19 protein-coding genes are annotated in these 21,673 nt (G+C 61.3%); 12 read left to right on the forward strand and 7 right to left on the reverse strand.

Annotation, left to right across the window (positions count from 1 at the left end; all coding sequences use genetic code 11):
• The first annotated feature begins 67 nt into the window (after positions 1 to 67).
• Together ACYZTK_RS08055 and ACYZTK_RS08060 are read left to right on the forward strand one after the other, a co-directional pair.
• On the forward strand, positions 68 to 517 hold the full coding sequence (locus tag ACYZTK_RS08055) for a Spy/CpxP family protein refolding chaperone (RefSeq protein ID WP_462013940.1): 450 nt from the start codon (positions 68 to 70) through the stop codon (positions 515 to 517).
• Between the two features lie 177 nt (positions 518 to 694).
• The gene (locus ACYZTK_RS08060; protein ID WP_462013941.1) at positions 695 to 2,035 is read left to right on the forward strand and encodes a sensor histidine kinase; all 1,341 of its coding nucleotides are present in this window, start codon (positions 695 to 697) and stop codon (positions 2,033 to 2,035) included.
• A gap of 118 nt (positions 2,036 to 2,153) precedes the next feature.
• Here the strand turns inward: ACYZTK_RS08060 and ACYZTK_RS08065 are convergent, their stop codons facing one another.
• Positions 2,154 to 2,720 (reverse strand): NAD(P)H nitroreductase, encoded by a 567-nt coding sequence (locus ACYZTK_RS08065; RefSeq protein WP_462013942.1) that lies wholly within the window; start codon positions 2,718 to 2,720, stop codon positions 2,154 to 2,156.
• A gap of 122 nt (positions 2,721 to 2,842) precedes the next feature.
• Here ACYZTK_RS08065 and ACYZTK_RS08070 point away from each other — a divergent pair, with 122 nt between their 5' ends.
• Positions 2,843 to 4,297 carry a TrkH family potassium uptake protein gene (locus tag ACYZTK_RS08070; protein ID WP_462013943.1) on the forward strand — a complete coding sequence of 485 codons (1,455 nt, stop codon included), beginning with the start codon at positions 2,843 to 2,845 and terminating at the stop codon, positions 4,295 to 4,297.
• Here the strand turns inward: ACYZTK_RS08070 and ACYZTK_RS08075 are convergent.
• The gene (locus ACYZTK_RS08075) at positions 4,254 to 5,315 is read right to left on the reverse strand and encodes an AraC family transcriptional regulator (RefSeq protein ID WP_462013944.1); all 1,062 of its coding nucleotides are present in this window, start codon (positions 5,313 to 5,315) and stop codon (positions 4,254 to 4,256) included. The genes ACYZTK_RS08070 and ACYZTK_RS08075 overlap by 44 nt on opposite strands.
• Before the next feature lie 161 nt (positions 5,316 to 5,476).
• Here ACYZTK_RS08075 and ACYZTK_RS08080 point away from each other — a divergent pair, with 161 nt between their 5' ends.
• Together ACYZTK_RS08080 and ACYZTK_RS08085 are read left to right on the forward strand one after the other, a co-directional pair.
• Complete coding sequence (locus ACYZTK_RS08080) at positions 5,477 to 5,788, forward strand: Mpo1-like protein (protein WP_462013945.1); 312 nt, start codon at positions 5,477 to 5,479, stop codon at positions 5,786 to 5,788.
• A 27-nt stretch (positions 5,789 to 5,815) separates the two neighbouring features.
• Positions 5,816 to 6,406, forward strand: a complete 591-nt coding sequence (locus ACYZTK_RS08085; RefSeq protein WP_462013946.1) for an HD domain-containing protein — start codon at positions 5,816 to 5,818, stop codon at positions 6,404 to 6,406.
• A 90-nt stretch (positions 6,407 to 6,496) separates the two neighbouring features.
• On the opposite strand, the gene ACYZTK_RS08090 is transcribed toward ACYZTK_RS08085, so the two are convergent.
• On the reverse strand, positions 6,497 to 7,312 hold the full coding sequence (locus ACYZTK_RS08090; RefSeq protein ID WP_462013947.1) for a UDP-2,3-diacylglucosamine diphosphatase: 816 nt from the start codon (positions 7,310 to 7,312) through the stop codon (positions 6,497 to 6,499).
• Positions 7,313 to 7,447: 135 nt separating this feature from the next.
• Here ACYZTK_RS08090 and ACYZTK_RS08095 point away from each other — a divergent pair, with 135 nt between their 5' ends.
• Both ACYZTK_RS08095 and ACYZTK_RS08100 read left to right on the forward strand, forming a co-directional pair.
• Positions 7,448 to 8,212: a helix-turn-helix transcriptional regulator gene (locus tag ACYZTK_RS08095; protein ID WP_462013948.1), complete on the forward strand. Its 765-nt coding sequence runs from the start codon at positions 7,448 to 7,450 to the stop codon at positions 8,210 to 8,212.
• 137 nt (positions 8,213 to 8,349) lie between these two features.
• Positions 8,350 to 9,243 (forward strand): DMT family transporter, encoded by an 894-nt coding sequence (locus tag ACYZTK_RS08100; RefSeq protein ID WP_462013949.1) that lies wholly within the window; start codon positions 8,350 to 8,352, stop codon positions 9,241 to 9,243.
• Here ACYZTK_RS08100 and ACYZTK_RS08105 read toward each other — a convergent pair.
• Positions 9,237 to 9,524 (reverse strand): Rdx family protein, encoded by a 288-nt coding sequence (locus ACYZTK_RS08105; protein ID WP_462013950.1) that lies wholly within the window; start codon positions 9,522 to 9,524, stop codon positions 9,237 to 9,239. The two genes, ACYZTK_RS08100 and ACYZTK_RS08105, sit on opposite strands and share 7 nt — an antisense overlap.
• Before the next feature lie 71 nt (positions 9,525 to 9,595).
• Between ACYZTK_RS08105 and ACYZTK_RS08110 the strand changes: the two genes are divergently transcribed.
• Positions 9,596 to 11,785 carry a patatin-like phospholipase family protein gene (locus tag ACYZTK_RS08110; RefSeq protein ID WP_462014877.1) on the forward strand — a complete coding sequence of 730 codons (2,190 nt, stop codon included), beginning with the start codon at positions 9,596 to 9,598 and terminating at the stop codon, positions 11,783 to 11,785.
• Between the two features lie 274 nt (positions 11,786 to 12,059).
• Here the strand turns inward: ACYZTK_RS08110 and ACYZTK_RS08115 are convergent, their stop codons facing one another.
• The 3 genes from ACYZTK_RS08115 to recQ form a co-directional block, all read right to left on the reverse strand.
• A complete protein-coding gene (locus tag ACYZTK_RS08115) occupies positions 12,060 to 13,820 on the reverse strand; it encodes a FimV/HubP family polar landmark protein (protein WP_462013951.1) in 1,761 nt (586 codons plus the stop codon).
• Between the two features lie 128 nt (positions 13,821 to 13,948).
• The gene (locus ACYZTK_RS08120) at positions 13,949 to 14,383 is read right to left on the reverse strand and encodes a MarR family transcriptional regulator (RefSeq protein WP_462013952.1); all 435 of its coding nucleotides are present in this window, start codon (positions 14,381 to 14,383) and stop codon (positions 13,949 to 13,951) included.
• A 119-nt stretch (positions 14,384 to 14,502) separates the two neighbouring features.
• Positions 14,503 to 16,629, reverse strand: a complete 2,127-nt coding sequence (gene recQ / locus ACYZTK_RS08125) for a DNA helicase RecQ (RefSeq protein WP_462013953.1) — start codon at positions 16,627 to 16,629, stop codon at positions 14,503 to 14,505.
• A gap of 1,278 nt (positions 16,630 to 17,907) precedes the next feature.
• Between recQ and ACYZTK_RS08130 the strand changes: the two genes are divergently transcribed.
• From ACYZTK_RS08130 to lapD, 4 genes are all read left to right on the forward strand, one after another.
• On the forward strand, positions 17,908 to 18,495 hold the full coding sequence (locus ACYZTK_RS08130; protein WP_045058676.1) for a UPF0149 family protein: 588 nt from the start codon (positions 17,908 to 17,910) through the stop codon (positions 18,493 to 18,495).
• Between the two features lie 10 nt (positions 18,496 to 18,505).
• Positions 18,506 to 18,901 carry a YbaN family protein gene (locus ACYZTK_RS08135; RefSeq protein WP_462013954.1) on the forward strand — a complete coding sequence of 132 codons (396 nt, stop codon included), beginning with the start codon at positions 18,506 to 18,508 and terminating at the stop codon, positions 18,899 to 18,901.
• Between the two features lie 82 nt (positions 18,902 to 18,983).
• Entirely contained in the window at positions 18,984 to 19,691 is a 708-nt protein-coding gene (lapG, locus tag ACYZTK_RS08140) for a cysteine protease LapG (RefSeq protein WP_462013955.1), read from the forward strand.
• 23 nt (positions 19,692 to 19,714) lie between these two features.
• Positions 19,715 to 21,655 carry a cyclic di-GMP receptor LapD gene (lapD, locus tag ACYZTK_RS08145; protein ID WP_462013956.1) on the forward strand — a complete coding sequence of 647 codons (1,941 nt, stop codon included), beginning with the start codon at positions 19,715 to 19,717 and terminating at the stop codon, positions 21,653 to 21,655.
• The last annotated feature ends 18 nt before the right edge of the window (positions 21,656 to 21,673 follow it).

The following is a 21,673-nucleotide window of genomic DNA, read 5'->3' on the forward strand; positions in this document are numbered from 1 at the left end:
GCTTACCTTGACCTCGTTAATCTGTACTCATCCGGAACGTACCGGGAACGAGACAAGGAGATTCACCATGCGCAAGACTCTTATCGCTCTGATGTTTGCCGCCGCCCTGCCGACCGTTGCCATGGCGATGCCTGAAGGCGCCGGCCCGATGGGTGGTTCGATGGACGGCCCGCGCCACGGCGGTCAGATGCACGGCATGCACGGCAAAGGCCCATACGGTGAACTCGACCTGAGCCGCGAACAGCGCGAGCAGATCCGCAAGATCATGGGCGAGCAGATGCACGAGCGTAAGCAAGTGGTCGACAAGTACTTGGAGAAACTCTCCCCGGCCGACCAGAAAGCCATGAAAGATGAAATGGCCGCCAACCACAAGAAGGCCGAAGCGGACGTACGCGCCCTGCTGAAACCGGATCAACAGAAGCAATTCGACGAGATCCAGAAGAAAAAAGCCGAACGCCGCGCCGAATGGGCCGAGTTCAAGGCGTGGAAAGCGCAGCAACCGCAAAAAGCGCAATAATGCGCTGACCACGGACCCAACGGGTGAACACCGTTGGGTCTGAATTTATGCAAAACCCCTGTAGGAGTGAGCCTGCTCGCGATAGCGGTGTGTCAGTCAAAATAGCTTGTTCTGACACACCGCTATCGCGAGCAGGCTCGCTCCCACAGGGGGTCTCTGCCAGCTTGAGGAATTTCTGTGCGTTCACTGTTCTGGCGAATCCTGGCCAGCTTCTGGCTGGCCATTGCCCTGGTTGCAGGGCTTTCCATCCTGCTGGGGCATATGCTCAACCAGGACGCCTGGATTCTCAGTCGCCACCCGGGCCTCAACACCCTGGCCGAACAGTGGACGCAAACCTACGAGGCCCAAGGCGAAGAAGCCGCCCAGGACATCCTCGAACAGCGCAAACGCCAGTATCACATCGACGTTCAGGTGCTCAATGAGAGCGGCGACCCCGTGGTGCGCGGCACCTTCCCGCGCCGTGCGGCGGCCTTCGAAGCCCGGCAGAACGACGGTGATCGCCGCCTGCCATGGCGGCGCCTGACCGACGAATACACCAGCGAAAAAACCGGCAACACCTACTTGCTGATCTACCGTATCCCACACCCGGAACTCGACTCCTGGCATCGCGAAAGCCTGCTGTGGCCGTTGAGCGCGCTGGGTATCGCGCTGGTGGTACTGACCCTGTTCAGCCTGTTCGTGACCCTGTCGATTACCCGCCCGCTCAGCCGTTTGCGCGGCGCCGTGCATGACCTGGGGCAAACCACCTACCAACAGAACAGCCTGGTGAAACTGGCCAACCGGCGCGACGAGTTCGGCGTGCTGGCCAATGATTTCAACCGCATGGGGGCGCGTCTGCAAAGCCTGATCGGCAGCCAGCGGCAATTGCTGCGCGATGTCTCCCACGAACTGCGCTCGCCCCTCGCCCGACTGCGCATTGCCCTGGCACTGGCCGAGCGCGCCAACCCCGAAGAACGGGAAAAACTCTGGCCACGCCTGACCCGCGAGTGCGATCGACTGGAAGCGCTGATCAGCGAAATTCTCGTGCTGGCGCGGGTCGATGCCGACAATGCCAGCGCCGAAGACGTCGATCTCAATGACCTGCTGCACACTCTGCAGAAGGACGCGCAGCTGAGTTCACCGGAACAGACCGTACGCCTCGAAGCCGAGCCGCAGCTCAGCCTCAAGGGCTGGCCGACGATGATCGAACGTGCGGTGGATAACCTGCTGCGCAACGCGCAACGCTTCAGCCCGGCTGGGCAGCCAATTGAAATGCAGGCGATGCGGCATGGCGAGCGGATTGTGGTGAGTGTGCGCGATCACGGCCCTGGGGTGGAGGCTGCGCACTTGAGTCAGTTGGGTGAGCCGTTCTATCGGGCACCGGGGCAGAGCGCAGCAGGGCACGGCCTGGGCCTGGCCATCGCGCGCCGGGCGGCGGAGCGGCATGGCGGGAGCCTGGTGTTGGCGAATCATCCTGATGGTGGGTTTATCGCCAGCCTGGAATTACCGTTGGTGCCCGGGGCCGTGGTCCAGCCGTAAAAATTTCGGGAGCCGAAAAGATCGCAGCCTCGTTGCACTCGACAGCTCCTACAGAGGGTGCGCACCGATGCGACCTGTAGGAGCTGTCGAGTGCAACGAGGCTGCGATCTCTTGATCTTCAGCCCTTACCAGGCCAAGCGCTGACGAACTCGCTCAGATCAACCTTCTCCGCCACCCGCGGTTCTTTCTGCGGTGTACCCAGGTAAAGGAACGCAATCACCTCCTCCCCCTCCGCCAGACCCAACCCCTTGGCCACGTGCGACGAATACGCCAGCTCGCCGGTGCGCCACACCGCGCCAATCCCCTGCGCATACGCAGCCAGCAAAATCCCGTGGGCCGCGCACCCGGCAGCCAGCAGCTGCTCGGACTTCGGATATTTGACGTGATCCTGTAACCGCGCAATCACCACGACCACCAGCGGTGCCCGCAGGGGCCCGTTGCGCGCCTTGTCCACCGCCGCCTCGGACACTTCGTTGTCCTGCAACCTGGCAGCTTCGGCCAGCAACTCGCCCATCTGCTCCCGTGCCCCGCCCTCGACTGTCAGGAACCGCCACGGCTGCAAATGGCCATGGTCCGGTGCACGCATGGCAGCGGCGAACAGTGCTTCACGTTGCTCGGCGGTCGGTGCCGGTTCGAGCAGTCGTGGAACGGAAACACGGTTGAGCAAAGCGTCGAGAGCCTGCATCGGCCACCTCCAAGGAAAAATGTTTGGCTATTCTAGCGGTAACTGCCGCAGGGATGCCGGTTTACATGCCCTGTCCCGCAGGTAGAATGGCGCCCTTCCCTATTACAGCCCGAGCGGACTTCATGGCGTTGCCGACCTTAAGGACTATTGGTTTCATCATCGGCATCTTCCTGATCACCCTGGCTATCGCCATGGTCGTGCCGATGGCCACGCTGGTGATTTTCGAGCGCACGGGCGACCTGCCGTCGTTCCTCTGGGCGAGCATGATCACCTTTGTCGCCGGCCTGGCGCTGGTCATCCCCGGTCGCCCCGAACACGTGCACCTGCGCCCGCGGGACATGTACCTGCTGACCGTCAGCAGCTGGCTGGTGGTGTGCATTTTTGCCGCGCTGCCGTTCCTGCTGACCCAGCACATCAGCTACACCGACTCATTCTTTGAAAGCATGTCCGGCATTACCGCCACCGGTGCGACCGTGCTTAACGGCCTGGACACCATGTCCCCGGGCATCCTGATGTGGCGCTCACTGCTGCACTGGATCGGCGGCATCGGCTTTATCGGCATGGCGGTAGCGATCCTGCCACTGCTGCGTATCGGTGGCATGCGCCTGTTCCAGACCGAATCGTCCGATCGCTCGGAAAAAGTCATGCCGCGCTCGCACATGGTGGCGCGCCTGATCGTGGCGGCCTATGTCGGCATCACCATTGTCGGCAGCCTGGCGTTCTGGTGGGCCGGGATGAGCCCGTTTGATGCAATCAACCATGCGATGTCGGCGATTTCCACCGGCGGCTTCTCGACCTCCGACAAGTCCCTGGCGAAATGGACCCAACCGGCGGTGCACTGGGTGGCGATCGTTGTCATGATCCTCGGCAGCCTGCCGTTCACCCTCTACGTGGCAACCCTGCGCGGCAACCGCCGGGCGCTGATCAAGGATCAGCAGGTCCAGGGTTTACTCGGCATGTTGCTGGTGACCTGGCTGGTGCTCAGCATCTGGTACTGGTGGACCACTCAATTGCATTGGCTGGACGCGCTGCGGCACGTGGCGCTGAACGTCACTTCCGTGGTCACCACTACCGGTTTTGCGCTGGGGGACTACAGCCTGTGGGGCAATTTCTCGCTAATGCTGTTCTTCTACCTGGGTTTTGTTGGTGGCTGCTCGGGCTCCACCGCCGGCGGGATCAAGATTTTCCGTTTCCAGGTCGCCTATATCCTGCTCAAAGCCAACCTTAACCAGCTGATTCACCCGCGGGCAGTGATCAAGCAGAAGTACAACGGGCACCGCCTCGACGAAGAGATCGTGCGGTCGATCCTGACCTTCTCGTTCTTCTTTGCCATCACCATCTGCGTCATTGCCTTGCTGCTGTCGCTGCTCGGCGTGGACTGGATGACCGCGCTGACCGGCGCGGCCAGTACCGTTTCCGGGGTCGGCCCGGGGCTGGGTGAAACCATCGGGCCTGCGGGTAACTTTGCGACCTTGCCCGATGCGGCGAAATGGATCCTGTCGTTCGGCATGCTGCTAGGTCGACTGGAAATCATCACGGTGTTTGTGTTGTGTATTCCGGCGTTTTGGCGTCACTGACCGGCACCGGCGTCTCCGTCAGCCGTGCCCGGTATTCGCCGGGTGTGGCGTCAAACCAGCGGCGAAACGCGCGGAAGAAATTGCTAGGGTCGGCGAAGCCCAGCAGGTAGGCGATTTCCAGCAAGGTCATGCTGGGCTGGGCCAGGTACTGCTCGGCCAGTTCGCGACGGGTGTCGTCGAGCAACGCTTGAAAGCTGGTGCCTTCCTCCTGCAACCGGCGCTGCAACGTGCGCTGCGACAGGTGCAGGGTCTGCGCCACGGTGTCGCGCTTGGGTTCGCCCTGGGGCAGCAGGCGGCACAGCACCTGTCGCGCCTTGTGGGTGACTCGGCTCTCGGAAAACCGCGCCAGGTATTCACCGGCAAACCGGTCATGCAACACCGCCATCGCTTCGTTGGCCGTCGGCAGGGGCGCTTCCATGTCGGCGCGCTCGAAGATCAGCGCGTCATATGCCGCGCTGAACACCAGCGGGGCGTGGAATGTCTGATTGTAAGGCTCAAGGTTGACCGGCTGATCGCCCTGGAACATCACCTTGCGCGGTTGCAGGGTGCGCCCGGTCAGCCAGTTGCACATTCCGAGGGCGCAGGCCAGCGAGGCCTCGGCGCTTTGCCGGGTCGGCGGCAGATGATCGCCGTGCACCGTCAGGATCAGTGCATAACCCTCGTCCAGCAGGCGGAAGCTCAGGTCGGCACTTTCCGCGATGATCCGCTGATACCGCACCAGGCGCTGGAAGCCTTCGACCAGGGTCTGGCTCGACATCAAGGCATAGCCAGCCACATGGAACGACGCTGGCCGCACCACCTTGCCCATGTTCAGGCCGATCGCGGGGTTGCCGGACAGCTCGACCGCGCGCTGCCACAGTCGTGTCATCGAGTCCTGGGTGAAGCGCGCATCGGGATCATTCAGTGACGCATAGTCCAGCCCCAGCTGCCTGAACAGAACCCGACAATCCAGGCCGTCCATTTCCAGTGCCTTGACAATCCCCATCGCCCAGCTTGCAGAAGTCGTTCTTTCGCTCATGGCGTTTACTGTCTTGGTGAGCCGTCAACGGCGGCAGGTTTACCGAAGGATACTAAAGTGGCGCCTATTGTCACTGGCTGATGCCAATGATCACTCTAGACTCAAATAAGCTACCCGCAGAACAACTTGTCGTCAGAACAAAAACCATAGAGATCGCGGTCGTGGAAAACATCAAACGTTTCAACAGCTTCGCTGAGTTCTACCCGTATTACCTCAGCGAGCACGGTGACAGTACGTGTCGTCGACTGCACTTTATCGGTACCACGCTGGTTATTTTCATTCTGGCCATGGCCATCGGCCAGGGCGCCTGGCTGTTATTGCTGAGTCTGCCGCTGGCCGGTTACAGCTTTGCCTGGGCCGGGCATTTCTTTTTCGAGAAGAATCGTCCTGCGACTTTCCAGCACCCGTTGTACAGCCTGCTCGGCGATTTCGTCATGTATCGCGACATGATTCTGGGTCGCGTGCCGTTCTAGGTGTCACCCGTCATTCGAGGAAAGCCGATGAATGCCAATGCCCGATTTACCCATATGCAGGACGGCACCCAGGAAGACTGGGCGATCATCGCTGCCGACTTCAGCGCCTACGCCAGGCAGTTGCCGACCCGTATCGTGGCGCACCTGAAGTTGCTGGAGGGTGACTTTGGCGGCTTTCCCGTGGACCGTCTGACCCACTCGCTGCAAACCGCAAGCCGCGCCTGGCGCGATGGCCGCGACGAGGAGTACGTGGTGTGTGCGTTGCTGCATGACATCGGCGACACCTTGGGCTCCTATAACCATCCGGACATCGCCGCGGCGATTCTCAAGCCATTCGTCAGCGCCGAGAATCTGTGGATGGTGGAGAAGCATGGGATTTTCCAGGGTTACTACTTCTTCCACCACCTTGGCATGGATCGGCATCTGCGCGAGCAGTTCAGCGATCATCCGCAATACCAGGCGACCATTGAGTTCTGCGCCAAGTATGACGCGGCGGCGTTTGATCCGGGTTACGAGACACTGCCGCTGAGTTTCTTTGAACCGATGATGGAGCGGTTGTTTGCCCAGCCCAAGCATTCGATTTACAAGGCGGCGATGGAGGAGCACGCGCCAGCCTAAGATCAAAAGATCGCAGCCTTCGGCAGCTCCTACGGAGGTACGCATTCCACTGTAGGAGCTGCCGAAGGCTGCGATCTTTTGACTTTGATCTCAGGCAGGCTCAGCCACCTTCACCGCCCTCAACTCCGCCTCCCGCGCCTGCGCATCCGCCAACCGATACAACTCGATCGACCCGTCCCAATGCTCGATCAACGCCGTGCACGACTCCACCCAATCCCCGCAGTTAAGGTAATCCACCCCGCCCACCCGACGAATCTCGGCGTGGTGAATATGCCCGCACACCACGCCATGCAACTCGCGCTTCACGCACTCATGCGCGATGGCTTCCTCGAAATCGCTGATAAAGCTGACCGCGGTTTTCACCTTGTGCTTGAGGTACGCCGACAACGACCAGTACCCATAACCGTAACGGGCGCGCCAGTGATTCAGCCAGCGGTTGAGGGTCAGGGTGAACTCGTAGGCGGAGTCCCCAAGAAACGCCAGCCAGCGGTGGTAGCGGGTAATCACGTCGAACTGGTCGCCATGGATAACCAGCAGATGCCGGCCGTCGGCCGTGACGTGCACAGCTTCGTCCACCAGCTGGATATTGCCCAGAATCAATTTCGAGTAGCGCCGCAGGAATTCATCGTGGTTGCCGGTAACGTAGATCACCTCGGTACCGCGCTTGCTCATGGTCAGCAGGCGACGAATCACGTTGGTGTGGGCCTGTGGCCAGTACATGCCACTGCGCAGCTTCCAGCCGTCGATGATGTCGCCGACCAGGTAGACCTTGTCCGCGTGGTAGCCCTTGAGGAATTTGCTCAAGTGCTCGGCCTGGCAGTCCCGTGTGCCCAGGTGCACATCGGAAATCCACAAGGTCCGCACCAGTTGCTTGCGACCGGGTCTGGCGAGCTCGGCACTGGTCATTGGCAACCCTCCACGATGGTTTTTGCAACTGTGCGCCAGGCGGGTTAATCGCCCATGACAATGACGAGTCATTCCTGTGACAGCGCCACACTGCGGGCTCGGTGTAGAATGCGGACCTTGCCCCGGAGACCTGCGATGAGACCGATCCTCACGCTGCGCCAGTACACCAAGGACCTGATCATCCACAGCCATGACCATGCGCAGCTGGTTTTCGGCTTGTCCGGTGCGCTGGATTTCGAGGTCGGCGGGCATGGCAGCCAGGTGGTGCAGCAGAGTTTTGTGGTGGTGCCTTCCGGCTTTCATCACGCCTGCAACAGTGCCAACGGCAGCCGCTGCCTGGTGCTGGATGTGCCGAGCGATCAATGGGTGGCGCAGTCGCTGGGAGATCATGCCGACGCCAGTCGACGCCTGCTCGACAGCGCCGGGCGCCTGCCGCTGGATGCCGGGCAAAGCCAATTGGTGAGCTGGCTGGCGGGGAGCCAGGTCGACGATCCGCTGATCGCGCAACAGGGCGCAGTGCTGTTGCTGGCCAGCCTCAACAACGTCCAACCCCAGGTCATGGGCGGGCGACGCCTGCCTTATGCGGCGCTGAATGCGCATATCGACCAGCACGCGGCCTATCCCCTGCAGGTCGCCGACCTCGCGCGTATCGCCGACCTGTCCAGCGCACGCCTGCATGCACGTTTTGTGGCCGAGTGCGGGCAGACGCCGATGGACTATATTCGCAGCCGCCGTTTGCATCGGGCCGTCGAATTGCTGCGCGACACGGCGCTGCCCATCGGCGAAATTGCCAGCCGCGTCGGCTACAGCTCCCAGAGTGCGTTCGCGGCGGCGGTGCTGCGCGAGTTCGGCGCAACTCCGGGCAAACTGCGGCGCGAGGCTGGCGATAAAAGACGATAGTCTGGCGACAGACGTAAGGGCTCCACACGGTTCAATGTAGGAGCTGCCGAAGGCTCGGGCCGCGAGCCTTCGGCAGCTCCTACGGGGTCCATCCGTGAATGGTTGGCCCGGTTCAATACATCCATCAAGGATCTGCAATGACTCCCCGTACCGCCCTTGGCGCCCTGCACATTGGCGCACTGATGTTCGGCCTGACCGGCGTGTTCGGCAAACTCGCTGCGGCCTCCCCGGCGGTCATCGTGTTTGGTCGCGCCGCCTTCGCCGTGCTCGCCCTGGCAGTATTTGCGCGCTTCGCCAGTGCCACTCGCTGGCGGAAACTCGAAGCCGTGGACTGGCGCCGGCTGTTGCTCAGCGGCTTGTTGCTGGCCGGACATTGGGTGAGCTTTTTCATTGCGGTGAAGGTCGCCGGCGTCGCGATCGCGACCTTGGGTTTCGCCAGTTTCCCGGCCTTTACCGTGATTCTCGAAGGGCTGATCTTTCGCGAGCGGATTCGCGCCAACGAAATTCTGCTGGTGGTGCTGGTGAGTGTCGGCCTGGTGCTGGTCACGCCTGACTTCGACCTCGCCAGCGGGGCGACCACCGGGCTGTTGTGGGCGGTGGGTTCCGGCCTGCTGTTCGCCTTGCTGTCGTTGACCAACCGCGCCAGTTCGGCCCGTATCCCGCCGGTGCAGGCAGCGCTGTGTCAGAACGTGGTGGTTGCCTTGTGCCTGCTGCCAGTGGCCGCTCCGCAATTGAGCGAAGTACGAGCCCTGGACTGGTTGTGGATCGGCCTGCTCGGCATATTCTGCACCGGCGTCGCTCACAGCCTGTTCGTCGCCAGCCTCGCGGTGATCAAGGCCCGCACTGCCGCCGTGGTGTTCGCCCTGGAGCCGGTCTACGGCATCACTTTGGCGTGGCTGCTGTTCAACGAAAACCCAACGTTGCGCATGCTAATCGGCGGCGCGCTAATCATCCTGGCGATTGTGGTCTCCAGCCGTCTTTCCAGCGGCTCAGACAAGAAGGCCGTCGCCGCAGAAGCAGCCTCTCACTGAGTGCGATCGTTGTGACCGAGGTCGCGGTCCGGATCAATCTGATCACGGACCCGTTGCTTGAGCACCTTGGCCTCGGGAAAACCACCGTCAGCCTTGCGCTCCCAGAGCTGCACTTCGTCACAGAAAATGTGAAAGACCCCACCGGTACCGGGCACCAGCGACACTTTGCCCAGGTCATCGCCAAAAGTACTGAGCAGTTCCTGGGCCAGCCAGGCAGCGCGCAGTAACCACTGGCACTGGGTGCAATAGGTGATGACGACTTCCGGTTTGCGTGCGGTCATGATTGACGAGTCTCCTGAGGCAAAGGGCGCCGCTATAATAGCGACCTTTTTCACCGGTCCCGAGATTCATGATGCGTCATCTTCTGTGCTGCCTGTTGCTCTGCCTGCTGCCCATGATCGTCCAGGCCGCCGAGCCTGCGCGACCGAAAGTCGGCCTGGTGCTGTCCGGTGGCGCGGCCCGCGGCCTGGCGCACATCGGCGTGCTCAAGGCGCTGGAGGAGCAAGGCATCCAGATCGACGCCATCGCCGGCACCAGCATGGGCGCGGTGGTGGGTGGGCTTTATGCATCCGGGTACAAGATCGACGAACTGGAAAAGCTCGCGCTGAACATCGACTGGCAACAAGCGTTGTCCGACGCGCCGCCCAGGGCCGACGTGCCGTTCCGGCGCAAGCAGGATGACCGCGACTTCCTGGTGAAGCAGAAACTCAGCTTTCGCGACGACGGCAGCCTCGGCCTGCCACTGGGGGTGATCCAGGGCCAGAACCTCGCGCTGATGCTGGAAAGCCTGCTGGCCCATGCCAGTGACACCCGGGATTTCGACAAGCTGCCCATCCCCTTCCGCGCAGTCGCGACCGACATCGCCAGCGGTGAAAAGGTGGTGTTCCGCAAGGGCCACCTGCCGCAGGTAATTCGCGCCAGCATGTCGATCCCGGCCGTGTTCGCCCCGGTCGAACTGGATGGCCGTCTGCTGGTGGACGGCGGCATGACCGATAACATCCCGCTGGATGTGGCCCGGGAAATGGGGGTCGATGTGGCCATCGTGGTCGACATTGGCACGCCACTGCGCAGTCGCAAGGAGCTGGCCACCGTGGTCGACGTGCTGAACCAGTCGATCACCCTGATGACCCGCCGCAACTCCGAGGAACAACTGGCGGCCCTGCACAAGGACGACATCCTGATCCAGCCGTCGCTGGCGAGTTTCGGGGTCACCGACTTCGGCCGCGCCGAGGAGATGATCGACGCCGGCTATCGCGCGACGAAAATCCTCGATGCACGCCTGGCGCGCCTCAAACCCGCACAAGCGCTGGATCCCGGGTTGAGCGCCGCCCGCGCGCCGAGTGAACGCACGCCGATCATTACGGCGATCAAAGTGGAAAACGATTCGAAGGTCGGCGACGACGTGATTCGTTACTACATTCACCAGCACATCGGCCAGCCACTGGACCTGGGGCGCCTGCAAACCGACATGGGCACTCTGTATGGGCTCGACTACTTCGAGCAGGTGCAGTATCGAGTCGCGCACAAGGGCCAGGCCCACACGCTGATCATCAGTGCCCGGGGCAAGCGCAGCGGCACGGATTACCTGCGACTCGGGTTGAATCTTTCAGACGATATGCGCGGCGACAGTGCATTCAACCTGGGCGCCAGTTACCGGGTCAACGGCATCAACCGCCTGGGCGCCGAATGGTTGACCCGCGCGCAGATCGGAGACCGCCAGGAGCTCTATACCGAGTTCTACCAGCCGCTGGACGTCGGTTCGCGGTATTTCATCGCGCCTTATGCCGCCTTTGACGCGCAGAACGTCGAAGCCATCCTCGACAACGATCCGATCGCGCAGTATCGAGTGGAACGCTACGGCTTCGGCCTGAACGTCGGGCGCCAGATCGGCAATAGCGGCGAGGTGCGCCTGGGTGTTGGCGAAGCGTGGGGCAAGGCCGATGTGCGCATCGGCGATCAAGACCTGCCCAGCGAAAGCTTCAATGAAGGCTTCTATGAACTGAAGTATTCGTTCGACTCACTGGACAACGTCTACTTCCCCCATGCAGGTGAAGACTTCGGCCTGGCATTCCGGCAGTACGAACCGGGGTTGGGCTCGGACAATCGCTACCAGCAATGGGAGCTCAAGCTGGACAAGGCCCTCAGCAGCGGCCCGGATACGTTCATTCTCGGTGGCCGTTATGGCCGCACGCTTAACGATGCCAACGTGGTCACTTCCAGCTTCCTGCTCGGCGGCGCTCGGCAGCTGTCGGGCTTCAGGGAGGATGCGATTTCCGGGCAGAACATCAGCCTGATGCGCGGCGTCTACTACCGCCGCCTGACCCCCCGATCGTACCTGCCGCTGGACTTTCCGCTGTATGTTGGAGGTTCGCTGGAACGCGGGCGGGCATGGAACAATGACAATGAATTCGACAGCGGGTACATCAACGCGGCGAGCGTATTCATTGGCTTCGATACGCCGTTGGGACCGTTGAACTTCAGTTATGGGTTCAACGATGCGGATGAGCAGGCGGTGTACCTGAATCTGGGGCAGACGTTCTAAATCCTGTGGGAGTGAGCTTGCTCGCGATTACGGTTGAACATTAAACATTTGTGTCGACTGACTCACCGCTATCGCGAGCAGACCCATTCCTGTAGGAGTGAGCCTGCTCGCGATTGAGGTCAATCATTCAACATTTGAGTCGACTGACACCCCGCTATCGCGATCAGACCCATTCCTGTAGGAGTGAGCCTGCTCGCGATTGAGGTCGTTCATTCAACATTTGAGTCGACTGACACCCCGCTATCGCGAGCAGGCTCGCTCCTACAGGTAAATCTTAGCTGATGCCTGCCAGCAAACTCCGGGCAGTCTGCTTGAGCGGCTCATCGGCGTCCTTAAGCAACTCATTGAGCAGCTCTATCGCGCTGTCCAGGTCACCGTCATCAATGCACGTCTGCGCTTGCTCGAGTTTGCCGGCATTGTCCGGTTCCAGGCTCAACGGCTCCAGTTGCATTGCCGGCTCGGGGTCGCCGAATTCTGCGAGGAAATCGTCATCCAGCGCTTGGGAGTCCGGTTCTGCACTCCATTGCAGCTCAGACTCTTCCTGGGTCGACTCTTCGGGCATTTCGAATACGTCAGGCAGGACATGGAGGTTAGAGGCGAACGCCGGCTCCTGCGCAGGAGCCGGCGGCTGGGCTGTTTCAAAGGGGCTGATCAGGTCCCAGTTGGCATCCATCGACAAGTCATCCAGGTTCAACTGGAACTCATCGCCCTGGATAACCGCAGGTGCTGCGGTGATCGCCGCCGCGACAATCGGCGCAGCAGATACCGGCGCCACACTGTGCATTTTCGGGTGACGACTGCGAATATCCTCAAGCGTCTGCGGATCAAACCCAGCGTCGCGCAGCTGATTTTCCTGAGCATCGTACGCCGCAACGTCGCCTTGTTTACCGAGTACTTCCAGCAGCTGTACCGCCAGATCCGTGCGCTGCGGTTCCTTGGCCAGCCCTTCGCGCAACAAACCGGCAGCCTCGGAAAAGCGCCCATAAGCCAGGTAGATGCCTACGCCCTCAAGCACATCACCGGACGGCGTCTGCTCATGCTGATCGGCATCCGATGTTGCCAAGGGCGCCTGTGCCGCTGTTTGATCGTCGAATTCTGAATCAGCTCGGGAGACTGGACCGGGATCCGCCTGCGGTAAATCATCTGCCAGCTGGTGCTGGCGTTGGCGTTGGCGCCGAATGAACAGACCCAGTAGCAACAGGCCTGCAAGGGCCAGCAAGCCGAGCATTGTCAGCCAATTGCTGGACTCAGGTTCCTCGACCACCGCTACGGCAGGCGCCACCGCAACAGGTGCTGCTGGCGGTGCCTGCTTGAGTTCAGCCAGTTGGGTTTGCAGCTCTGCTACGTGTTTCTTGTAGCCGGCAACTTGTTCGTCCTGCGCCTGGAGCTTGGTATTCAATTCGCCGACGGTCGCCTGCAGTTGCTGGTTCTGCAGCACGCTGGCGGCCAGTTGCTCTGCTGCGGGGTCAATCACCGGCGCCGGGGCCACGGGTTCGGGCTTGGGCGCTGTCGCGGTTTTTTTCCCGGGCAGGGGCGTTGCTGCAGCGGGCTTGACCTTGGGAAATGGAGAGTTGCGCGCAGGCGCCTCGGGTTCATCGACCACCGGGACAATCCCCGGCGCACCCGGCGGATCGATCAACACCGTGTATTCGCGCAGCACACGCCCATTGGGCTGATTGAGCTGCACCAGAAAATTCAGGAAGGGTTCATTGACCACTTTGTTGGAGCTGACCCGAATCAGGCTGCGATTGCCCCGCAGGATCGGCGTGAACTTCAGATCGTTGAGAAAAAACACGCGCTCGACACCGGCTCGACTGAATTCGTCCGCCGTCGCCAGGTTGACTGACAGGTCGCCTTCTTCAAGACCCGCCGCGTCCACCAGGGCGATGTCTGCGCGTAATGGCTGGTTCAGCGCCGAGTGCAGGGTGATCTCACCCAATCCCAACGCCGGCGCCAATGCCGAGTAAAACACAGCACCCGCTACCAGCAGCAGCCTGGCGCCGCACCGCAAGCCAACGTGCAAACTCTCAGACATGAGCATCCCTTAGATAACCAGAACCAACCTGTACGTGTTCGCACATCCGGTACGAACCCGATATTGCCTAGTAGTTCTTTATAGTCCGCCCAACGGGGTAACTCAAAAGTCTGGCAGGGGCTAATGAATCAAGACTTTTCCAGATTGGCCAGGATGTGTCCGTGAACCCGCATGCACGTTTTCAAATCCGCCTCGTCGACGCCTTCGAACAGTTCCAGGCGCAGCTGATTGGCGATGGTTTCAATCTGTTCGATCAATGGACGGGCCGGGGCACAGAGGACGATTTTCTTCGCCCGGCGGTCTTCGAGTACGGCCTGACGCTGAACCAGGCCCTGACCTTCCAGGCTATCGAGCAACCGGGCCAGGGTCGGCCCTTCGACGGCGACGCTTTGCGCCAGTTCACGTTGGGTCGGCGGCTCCTCGAAACGCGCCAGATGCAACAGCACCAACCAGCGTGCCTGGGACAAACCAAGGCCTGCCAGGCGTCGGTCCAGCTCGGCCCGCCAGCCCCGGGACATGTGCGCCAACTGCATGCCAAAGCGGTGATGATCGGTTAACGGCATAAAAAACTCATGGTTAGACTGAAATAGAGAAAACCTAATTATTAGTCAGCTAAGCATGACCGATGACTTGAAGCAAGGCTCGCTTTGTACTGAATCGTTACATCAACGCAAGGCTTGTTTCAGATTTCAAATTCAGACTGCAGCGCGGCCCGGACACAGTACAGGACCCCCTCAGGAACCCGCCCGGCAAACAATGCAGCAATCTCCGCCACCGGTGGCAATTCGCCCTCCCCATCGAGGAACGCATCCTGGATTTCTCCCATCAAGTCGTCGGGTAGATCAAGTGCCTGCTCCAGAGACAACTGCTGCTTGCCAATCGCCTCGGCCAACAGGGTGTAGACGTTCTTCTCCGAGCACTGCAGCTGACCGGCGATCTGCAGCGGTGTCATGCCGGCGCGGGCCAGGGTGATCAATTCGTGGCGCAGGTCGGCCACCACTTTCGGTGCCTCGGCCTGGCCCCCGAGCACTTCGAGGAAGGCCTCGCCGTAGCGCTCCAGCTTGCGCGCGCCGACGCCGCTGACCCGGGCCATCTCGGCCATCGAGCTCGGCTGGCTGCGCAGCATTTCCAGCAATGTCGAATCCGGAAAGATGACGTACGGCGGCACCCCATGTTCTTCGGCAAGCTTGCGGCGCAACGCACGCAGGGCTTCCCACTGTTCGCGTTCTTCGCCGCGCACCAGCTGGCTCGCCTGGCTCTTGCTGCTTTTGGCGGTGGTCTGCGGCTTGAGGTCGCGGCGCAATTCCAGGGTCACTTCGCCCTTGAGCAGCGGGCGACAGGTAGCGCTCAGGCGCAGGCCGCCATAACCTTCAAGGTCGATGTCCGCCAGGCCCCGGGCAACCAGCTGGCGAAACAGCGAGCGCCATTCGCTCTCGCCCATCGCCTTGCCGACGCCATACACCGACAGGTGCTGGTGACCGAAGCTGCGAATCTTTTCGTTGTCCTTGCCCAGCAGCACGTCCACCAGGTGCCCGACGCCGTAGCGCTGGCCAGTGCGGAAGATCGCCGACAACGCCTGGCGCGCAGGTTCGGTGGCGTCCCAGGTCTGCACGCCATCGACACAGTTGTCGCAATGGCCACACGGCTGCGGCATGTCTTCGTCGAAGTAGGCCAGCAGGGTTTGCCGACGGCAGCGGGTTTCTTCGCAGAGCGAGAGCATGGCGTCGAGCTTGTGCTGCTCCAGGCGTTTGTGCCGCTCGTCGCCTTCGGAGTTCTGCAGCATTTGCTTGAGCATCACCACGTCCTGCAGGCCGTAAGCCATCCAGGCATCCGCCGGCAGGCCATCACGACCGCCGCGACCGGTTTCCTGGTAGTACGCCTCAAGGGATTTCGGCAAATCCAGGTGCGCGACGAAGCGCACGTTCGGTTTGTCGATACCCATGCCGAACGCCACGGTGGCAACCATGATCAGGCCTTCCTCGTTGAGGAAGCGCTTCTGATGATGGGAGCGGGTTTCATTGGGCAGGCCGGCGTGATACGGCAGCGCCGGGAAGCCTTGCTCGCTGAGGAACACCGCGACTTCGTCGACTTTCTTGCGCGACAGGCAATAGACGATGCCGGCGTCGCTGCGTCGCTCGGCAAGGAACGCCAGCAACTGCTTGCGTGGCTGCTCCTTGGGGACGATGCGATAGAAGATGTTCGGCCGGTCGAAACTCGACAGGAAACGCTCGGCATCCTGCAAGTGCAGGCGATCGACGATTTCTTCGCGGGTGCGCTTGTCGGCGGTGGCGGTCAGCGCGATGCGCGGGACGTTGGGGAACAGCTCCGCCAGTTGGCCCAGTTGCAGGTATTCGCGACGGAAATCGTGGCCCCATTGCGATACACAGTGCGCCTCATCGATGGCGAACAGGGAGATTTCCAGGCTCTGCAGGAAGGCCAGCATCCGCGGCTGCACCAGGCGTTCGGGGGCGAGATAGAGCATCTTCACTTCACCGCGCTTGATGCGGTTGGCCAGGTCCCGTTGCTGCTCGGCGCTGAGCGTGGAGTTCAAGGCGGCGGCGGCGACGCCCAGCTCTTCGAGTGTGGCGACCTGGTCGTCCATCAATGCGATGAGCGGCGACACCACGACTGCCAGGCCTTCGCGCAGCAGCGCCGGCACCTGGAAGCACAAGGACTTGCCGCCACCGGTAGGCATCAGTACCAGGGCGTCGCCACCACTGGCCACGCGCTCAATGATTGCACCCTGGCGGCCACGAAAGCTGTCGTAGCCGAAGATGTCCTTGAGGACGCGTTGAGCCTGTTCGAGCATAAAAACTCCAAAAATCACCGAAACATCCCTGCAAGGCTGGTCCAAAATCGCGCAGTCTGCACCGACGAGTCGTAAGTGCGCGTTGCATGACGCTGTCCATCTCAGCCATGACGCCAGCAGGGCATCACAAAACGCGGGAGTATACCCGAGGGCTTCTCTGCGAGGGGTGCCGCTTAGAAGACACATGCGGACAAACACTGCATTCCTTGTGGGAGTCAGCTGAGGAGCTAAGAAGCAAAGCTTGCTAGCGATGGCGGCTTTCGGGGTACATATCCGTTTCTGCGGTAATGTCTTCTATTGGTTTCGCTTTTACAGCGACTCACTTTGAAAAGCCCAAAGTAAGCAAAGGCTCTTGCCCCTCCACTCGGCACCTCGCCTAGGCTCGGTGTGCCCTCACTCCGGCATTGCTCCGCGGGCCGCCGCGATGGGCCTTCCCTGGCCCAGCGCGGCTAAACCGGCATCCTTGCCGGTTTACCCGCTACGCAATGCCTGCGTTCGGCCAGCGTGGTTAACGGGGCGCCTGCGATCAAAAGCTTAGCCGTGGCGGCCTTCGGGCCGACCAAAGCGTCAAGCCGGCGCGCTGCGCTTTTTTTGGTCGCGCACATCTTCCGGCCTTGCAATCCCCCAGTGGGAGCGGGCTTGCTCGCGAAGAGGCCGGGTCAGTCGCCATCAATGTTGAATGTCAGTCCGCATTCGCGAGCAAGCTCGCTCCCACAGGGGATATGTCTCGGGCACGACAACTACGCGTACGCAACACCGCCGATGTCTGCGCGAACTACGTGCCAGGTCGGCTCTCAGGCCGCCTCGGCCCGGTTCTTGATCGCGGACGCCCCGTTAACCACGATGGCCGAACGCAGGTATTGCGCAGCGGGTAAACCGGCAAGGATGCCGGTTTAGCCGCGCTGGCCCATGGATGGGCCATCGCGGCGGCCCGCGGAGCAATGCCGGAGTGAGGGCACACCGAGCCTGGGCGAGGTGCCAAGTGGTGGGGCAAGAAGCCCTTGGTTACTTGGGGCTTTTCCAAGTGACCCGCTGTAAAAGCGGAACCGATAGAAGCCGTTGCCGCAGAAACGGATATGTACACGAAGCAAGATCAAAAGATCGCAGCCTCGTTTCACTCGACAGCTCCTACACAGTTCCTACACGGTCCTGCAGAAAAAGGTGTGCCCCGCCGCAAGGTTTCGCGGCCCCACTGGGCCAAATATCCCACGCGGCTGGCCTGACTGCTCAAGAAGGCCTAGAATTCGCGCATCTGTTTAATTCCAAGGTAGCCCTTTAATGTCCTTCGCTGAGCAACTAACCCGCCTGCAAGTCTTCCTCGACGCCGATGAACTGCATGACGAGGCGCTGGACTACGTGGCCGCCCACGGTTACCTCACAGCCCTGTCGATCTGCTCCGAAACCGTTCCGGACCGTGAATGGATCGACGCCCTGTTCGCCGAAGAGCCACATTACGCCGACGATACCGAGCGTGAAGCCATCGAATCCACCCTCCTGGCACTCAAGGCCCACATCGCTCGCCAGCTGGCATCCGACGAAGAATTCGAGCTGCCATGCGAACTCGATCTCGGTGAAGATCCGGACGACTCCGACCTGCGCGGCTGGTGCATCGGTTTCATGGAAGGCGTGTTCCTGCGTGAAGCGGCCTGGTTTGAAACCGCTGAAGACGAAGTCAGCGAAATGCTCCTGCCGATCATGGTCGGCTCGGGCCTGTTCGACGAGCAGCCGGAGTTCTCCGACATCGCTGCCGATGCCAACCTGATGGATGACATGATCGTGCAGATCCCGGAAGCCCTGACCGCGCTGTACCTGCTGTGCAACGCGCCTGACGAAAAACCGGCGATCCTCAAGCCTCGTCACCACTAAGGTCCTGCCTATGGACAATCCCATAGGCAACCGCTCCCTGATGTTGCGCTACGTGCTGCTGGCCATCGGCTGGCTCAGCGTAGCGTTGGGGGTGATCGGGATCTTCCTGCCGGTATTGCCCACTACTCCCTTCCTGTTGCTGGCGGCCGCCTGTTTCGCCCGTAGCTCGCCGCGTTTTTACCATTGGCTGGTGGAGCATCCACGACTCGGCCCGTGGATCCGCGACTACCTCGACGGCAACGGTATTCCGCTCAAGGGCAAGGTCTACGCCATCGGGCTGATGTGGGTGAGCATCCTGTTCTCCTGCTACCTGGTGCCAATGCCATGGGCCCGCGGGTTCATGCTGACCAGTGCGGTGCTGGTGAGCATCTACATCCTCAGACAGAAAACCCTGCGCAAACCCTGATCGTCTGGCCAACCGACAATCTCCCCTCCCCCGCTGAAAACAACGCCTAGACTCCATCCATCTGCACCCCGAGCAGCCCGACATGCCTCGTCGCCGGCGTAGTCCAGGATGGTCAACGCTCCGATTTCGGTTCGGCGGACGGCTATTGCTGGCAATTTTGCTGGTCTGCGGCCTGGGCTCGGTGTTGGCCAGCTGGGATTTCACCCAGGTGCTGCAAAATGCCCAGACCCGTTATGGTGCGCTCGGCCCGGCGCAGCAGCGGATCAAGGACTGGAGCCAACTGCTGCAAGGTCAACAGGGTCAGCCCGAGCGCGAGCAGCTCAACACGGTCAATCGCTTCTTCAATCAGCAACTAACCTTCCAGGACGATATGCGCATCTGGCGCCAGACCGATTACTGGGCCACGCCCGTCGAATCGCTGGTCAAGGGTGCCGGGGATTGTGAGGACTACGCGCTGGCGAAGTATTTCAGCCTGCGCTATCTCGGCATCCCCAGCGAGAAACTGCGCATCACCTACGTTAAAGCCCTGACGCAGAACCAGGCGCACATGGTGCTGACCTTTTACAGCAGCCCCACGGCCGATCCGCTGGTGCTGGACAACCTGAAGGGCGAGATCTCCCCTGCCTCACGGCGCAAGGACCTGTTGCCGGTCTATGCCTTCAATGCCGAAGGCCTTTACCTGCCGGGCACCAACGGCGGCAAGCGTTCGAGCGACTCGAAAAAGCTGTCGCGCTGGCAGGATGTACTGAAAAAAATGCAGGTTGAAGGTTTCGCCGTGGGCGACGGCTGATCGTCCTCGCAAGGAGCGTCTTTATGTCACTGCGCAAACAATTGTTTCTCGCCATCTGTCTGTTCCTGCTGGTGGCGTTCAGCGGCAGTTTTTTTGTCAGCCTGGAGAGCTCCCGCGACCAGATGCTCGGCCAGTTACGCTCGCACGCCCAGGACGCGGCGACGGCGCTGGGATTGTCGCTGACCGCGCAGGTCGACGATCCGGCGATGACGGAATTGATGGTCAGCTCGATTTTCGACAGTGGTTATTTCACCAGCATCCGCGTGGTCAGCATTGCTGATGAGCAGGTGCTGGTGGAACGCAGCGTGGCGTCCGATGGCGAGCGTGTGCCCGGCTGGTTCGTGGCGCTGGTCAATTTGCGCCCGCAAGGTGGCGAAGCATTGATCATGCGGGGCTGGGAGCAATTCGCCCGGGTCGAAGTGCTGAGCAATCCGCGATTTGCCCTGGCCAAGCTGTGGGACAGCACCCTGGGCAGCCTGATCTGGCTGCTCATCTGCGGACTGCTCAGCGCGGTGTTTGGTGGCTGGTTGCTGCGCCGGCAATTGCGCCCGCTGGACAAGATGGTTAAACAGGCCGAAGCCATCAGCAAACGAGAATTTCGTAGCCTGCCGAAGCTGCCGCGCACCCCGGAATTGAAACGCGTGGTGCTGGCGATGAACCAGATGGTCGAAAAGCTCAAGGCGCTGTTCGACGAAGAGGCGGCACGCAGCGAAAAACTGCGCACCGAATCCTATCAGGACAACCTCACCGGGCTGGCCAATCGGCGCTTGCTGGATGAACAACTGGCGGACCATTTGCTGGTCGCCGAGCACAGCAGTGATGGGCATCTGTTGATGCTGCGGATCAACGACCTGGCGGGGCTCAATCAGCGCATGGGCGGGCAACGCACTGATGCCTTGATCAACGGGGTCGCCGAACTGCTCAAGCGCGTAAGCGGCCTGCCCGATCGCCGTCACTGGCTGGCTGCCCGCAACCGCGGCGGCGAGTTCAGCCTGCTCACGCCAGGCCTGGACCAAGCCGACGCGGTACGCCTGGCGACCGAACTCAGTGCATCCCTGGAAAACCTGCGCCTGACCGGAGCCAGCGACAGCATGCCCGTGGCGCATCTGGGCATCGTCCCCTATCACCCGGGAGAATCCACCAGCGCCGTATTGCTGCGCCTCGACCAGGCGCTGACCCAGGCCAGGCAACACCCCGAGCGGCCGTGGATGTACCTGGATGGCGGCGATTGTGCGCCGAGCCAGTCCCAGCATGACTGGCGCAGCTGGATAGACGAGGCCCTGACCCAGGGCAATATGCAGCTGTACTTTCAACCTGTGGTGCAATGCGCCGATACCAGCCAGGTGCTGCATCACAAAGTCCTGGCGCGCCTGCTCGACCCACAAGGCGAAGCAATTGCAGCCGGGCATTTCCTGCCCTGGATTGAGCGCCTCGGATGGTCGGCGCGCATGGACCTGGCGATGCTCGAAGCGACCCTGGACTATCTGGTCGTCAACCGCTGGCCGCTGGCATTGAGTCTGTCCGGCAGCACCCTGCGCGATCCGCTGCAACTGGCGAAAATTCTCGACATGCTCGAATCCCTGCCCGAACTGGCGCCGTTGCTGACATTGGAGATCGACGAACGCCAACTGCCGCCGCCGCTGGAGTTGCAGCGCTTGTGTCACAGCCTGCTCGAGACCGGGTACCGCATCGGGCTGCAGCATTTTGGTGGCAGCTTCAGCCAGATCGGCAACCTGACTCAATTGGGCTTGGCTTATCTGAAGATCGACGGGGCGTATATCCGCGGGATTGATCGCCAGAGTGACAAGCGTCTGTTCATTGATGCGATTTTTCGGGCGACCAACAGCATCGATTTGCCGCTGATTGCGGAGATGGTCGAGACTCGCGGGGAGTTTGAGACCATCAGGGAGTTGGGGGTTTATGGGGTGATGGGACGGTTGATCGGGCCGCCTGAGCCAATGTAGCACTTCAATCCACCCCTC

The sequence above is a fragment of the Pseudomonas sp. LB3P31 genome, from assembly GCF_054897945.1.

What these genes read in the sequence shown, in the direction of transcription:
- ACYZTK_RS08055 (WP_462013940.1), top strand. Translation starts at nt 68, where the DNA reads ATGCGCAAGACTCTTATCGCTCTGATGTTTGCCGCCGCCCTGCCGACC.
- ACYZTK_RS08065 (WP_462013942.1), bottom strand. Translation starts at nt 2,720, where the DNA reads ATGCAGGCTCTCGACGCTTTGCTCAACCGTGTTTCCGTTCCACGACTG.
- ACYZTK_RS08070 (WP_462013943.1), top strand. Translation starts at nt 2,843, where the DNA reads ATGGCGTTGCCGACCTTAAGGACTATTGGTTTCATCATCGGCATCTTC.
- ACYZTK_RS08075 (WP_462013944.1), bottom strand. Translation starts at nt 5,315, where the DNA reads ATGAGCGAAAGAACGACTTCTGCAAGCTGGGCGATGGGGATTGTCAAG.
- ACYZTK_RS08085 (WP_462013946.1), top strand. Translation starts at nt 5,816, where the DNA reads ATGAATGCCAATGCCCGATTTACCCATATGCAGGACGGCACCCAGGAA.
- ACYZTK_RS08090 (WP_462013947.1), bottom strand. Translation starts at nt 7,312, where the DNA reads ATGACCAGTGCCGAGCTCGCCAGACCCGGTCGCAAGCAACTGGTGCGG.
- ACYZTK_RS08095 (WP_462013948.1), top strand. Translation starts at nt 7,448, where the DNA reads ATGAGACCGATCCTCACGCTGCGCCAGTACACCAAGGACCTGATCATC.
- ACYZTK_RS08100 (WP_462013949.1), top strand. Translation starts at nt 8,350, where the DNA reads ATGACTCCCCGTACCGCCCTTGGCGCCCTGCACATTGGCGCACTGATG.
- ACYZTK_RS08105 (WP_462013950.1), bottom strand. Translation starts at nt 9,524, where the DNA reads ATGACCGCACGCAAACCGGAAGTCGTCATCACCTATTGCACCCAGTGC.
- ACYZTK_RS08110 (WP_462014877.1), top strand. Translation starts at nt 9,596, where the DNA reads ATGCGTCATCTTCTGTGCTGCCTGTTGCTCTGCCTGCTGCCCATGATC.
- ACYZTK_RS08115 (WP_462013951.1), bottom strand. Translation starts at nt 13,820, where the DNA reads ATGTCTGAGAGTTTGCACGTTGGCTTGCGGTGCGGCGCCAGGCTGCTG.
- ACYZTK_RS08120 (WP_462013952.1), bottom strand. Translation starts at nt 14,383, where the DNA reads ATGCCGTTAACCGATCATCACCGCTTTGGCATGCAGTTGGCGCACATG.
- recQ (WP_462013953.1), bottom strand. Translation starts at nt 16,629, where the DNA reads ATGCTCGAACAGGCTCAACGCGTCCTCAAGGACATCTTCGGCTACGAC.
- ACYZTK_RS08130 (WP_045058676.1), top strand. Translation starts at nt 17,908, where the DNA reads ATGTCCTTCGCTGAGCAACTAACCCGCCTGCAAGTCTTCCTCGACGCC.
- ACYZTK_RS08135 (WP_462013954.1), top strand. Translation starts at nt 18,506, where the DNA reads ATGGACAATCCCATAGGCAACCGCTCCCTGATGTTGCGCTACGTGCTG.
- lapG (WP_462013955.1), top strand. Translation starts at nt 18,984, where the DNA reads ATGCCTCGTCGCCGGCGTAGTCCAGGATGGTCAACGCTCCGATTTCGG.
- lapD (WP_462013956.1), top strand. Translation starts at nt 19,715, where the DNA reads ATGTCACTGCGCAAACAATTGTTTCTCGCCATCTGTCTGTTCCTGCTG.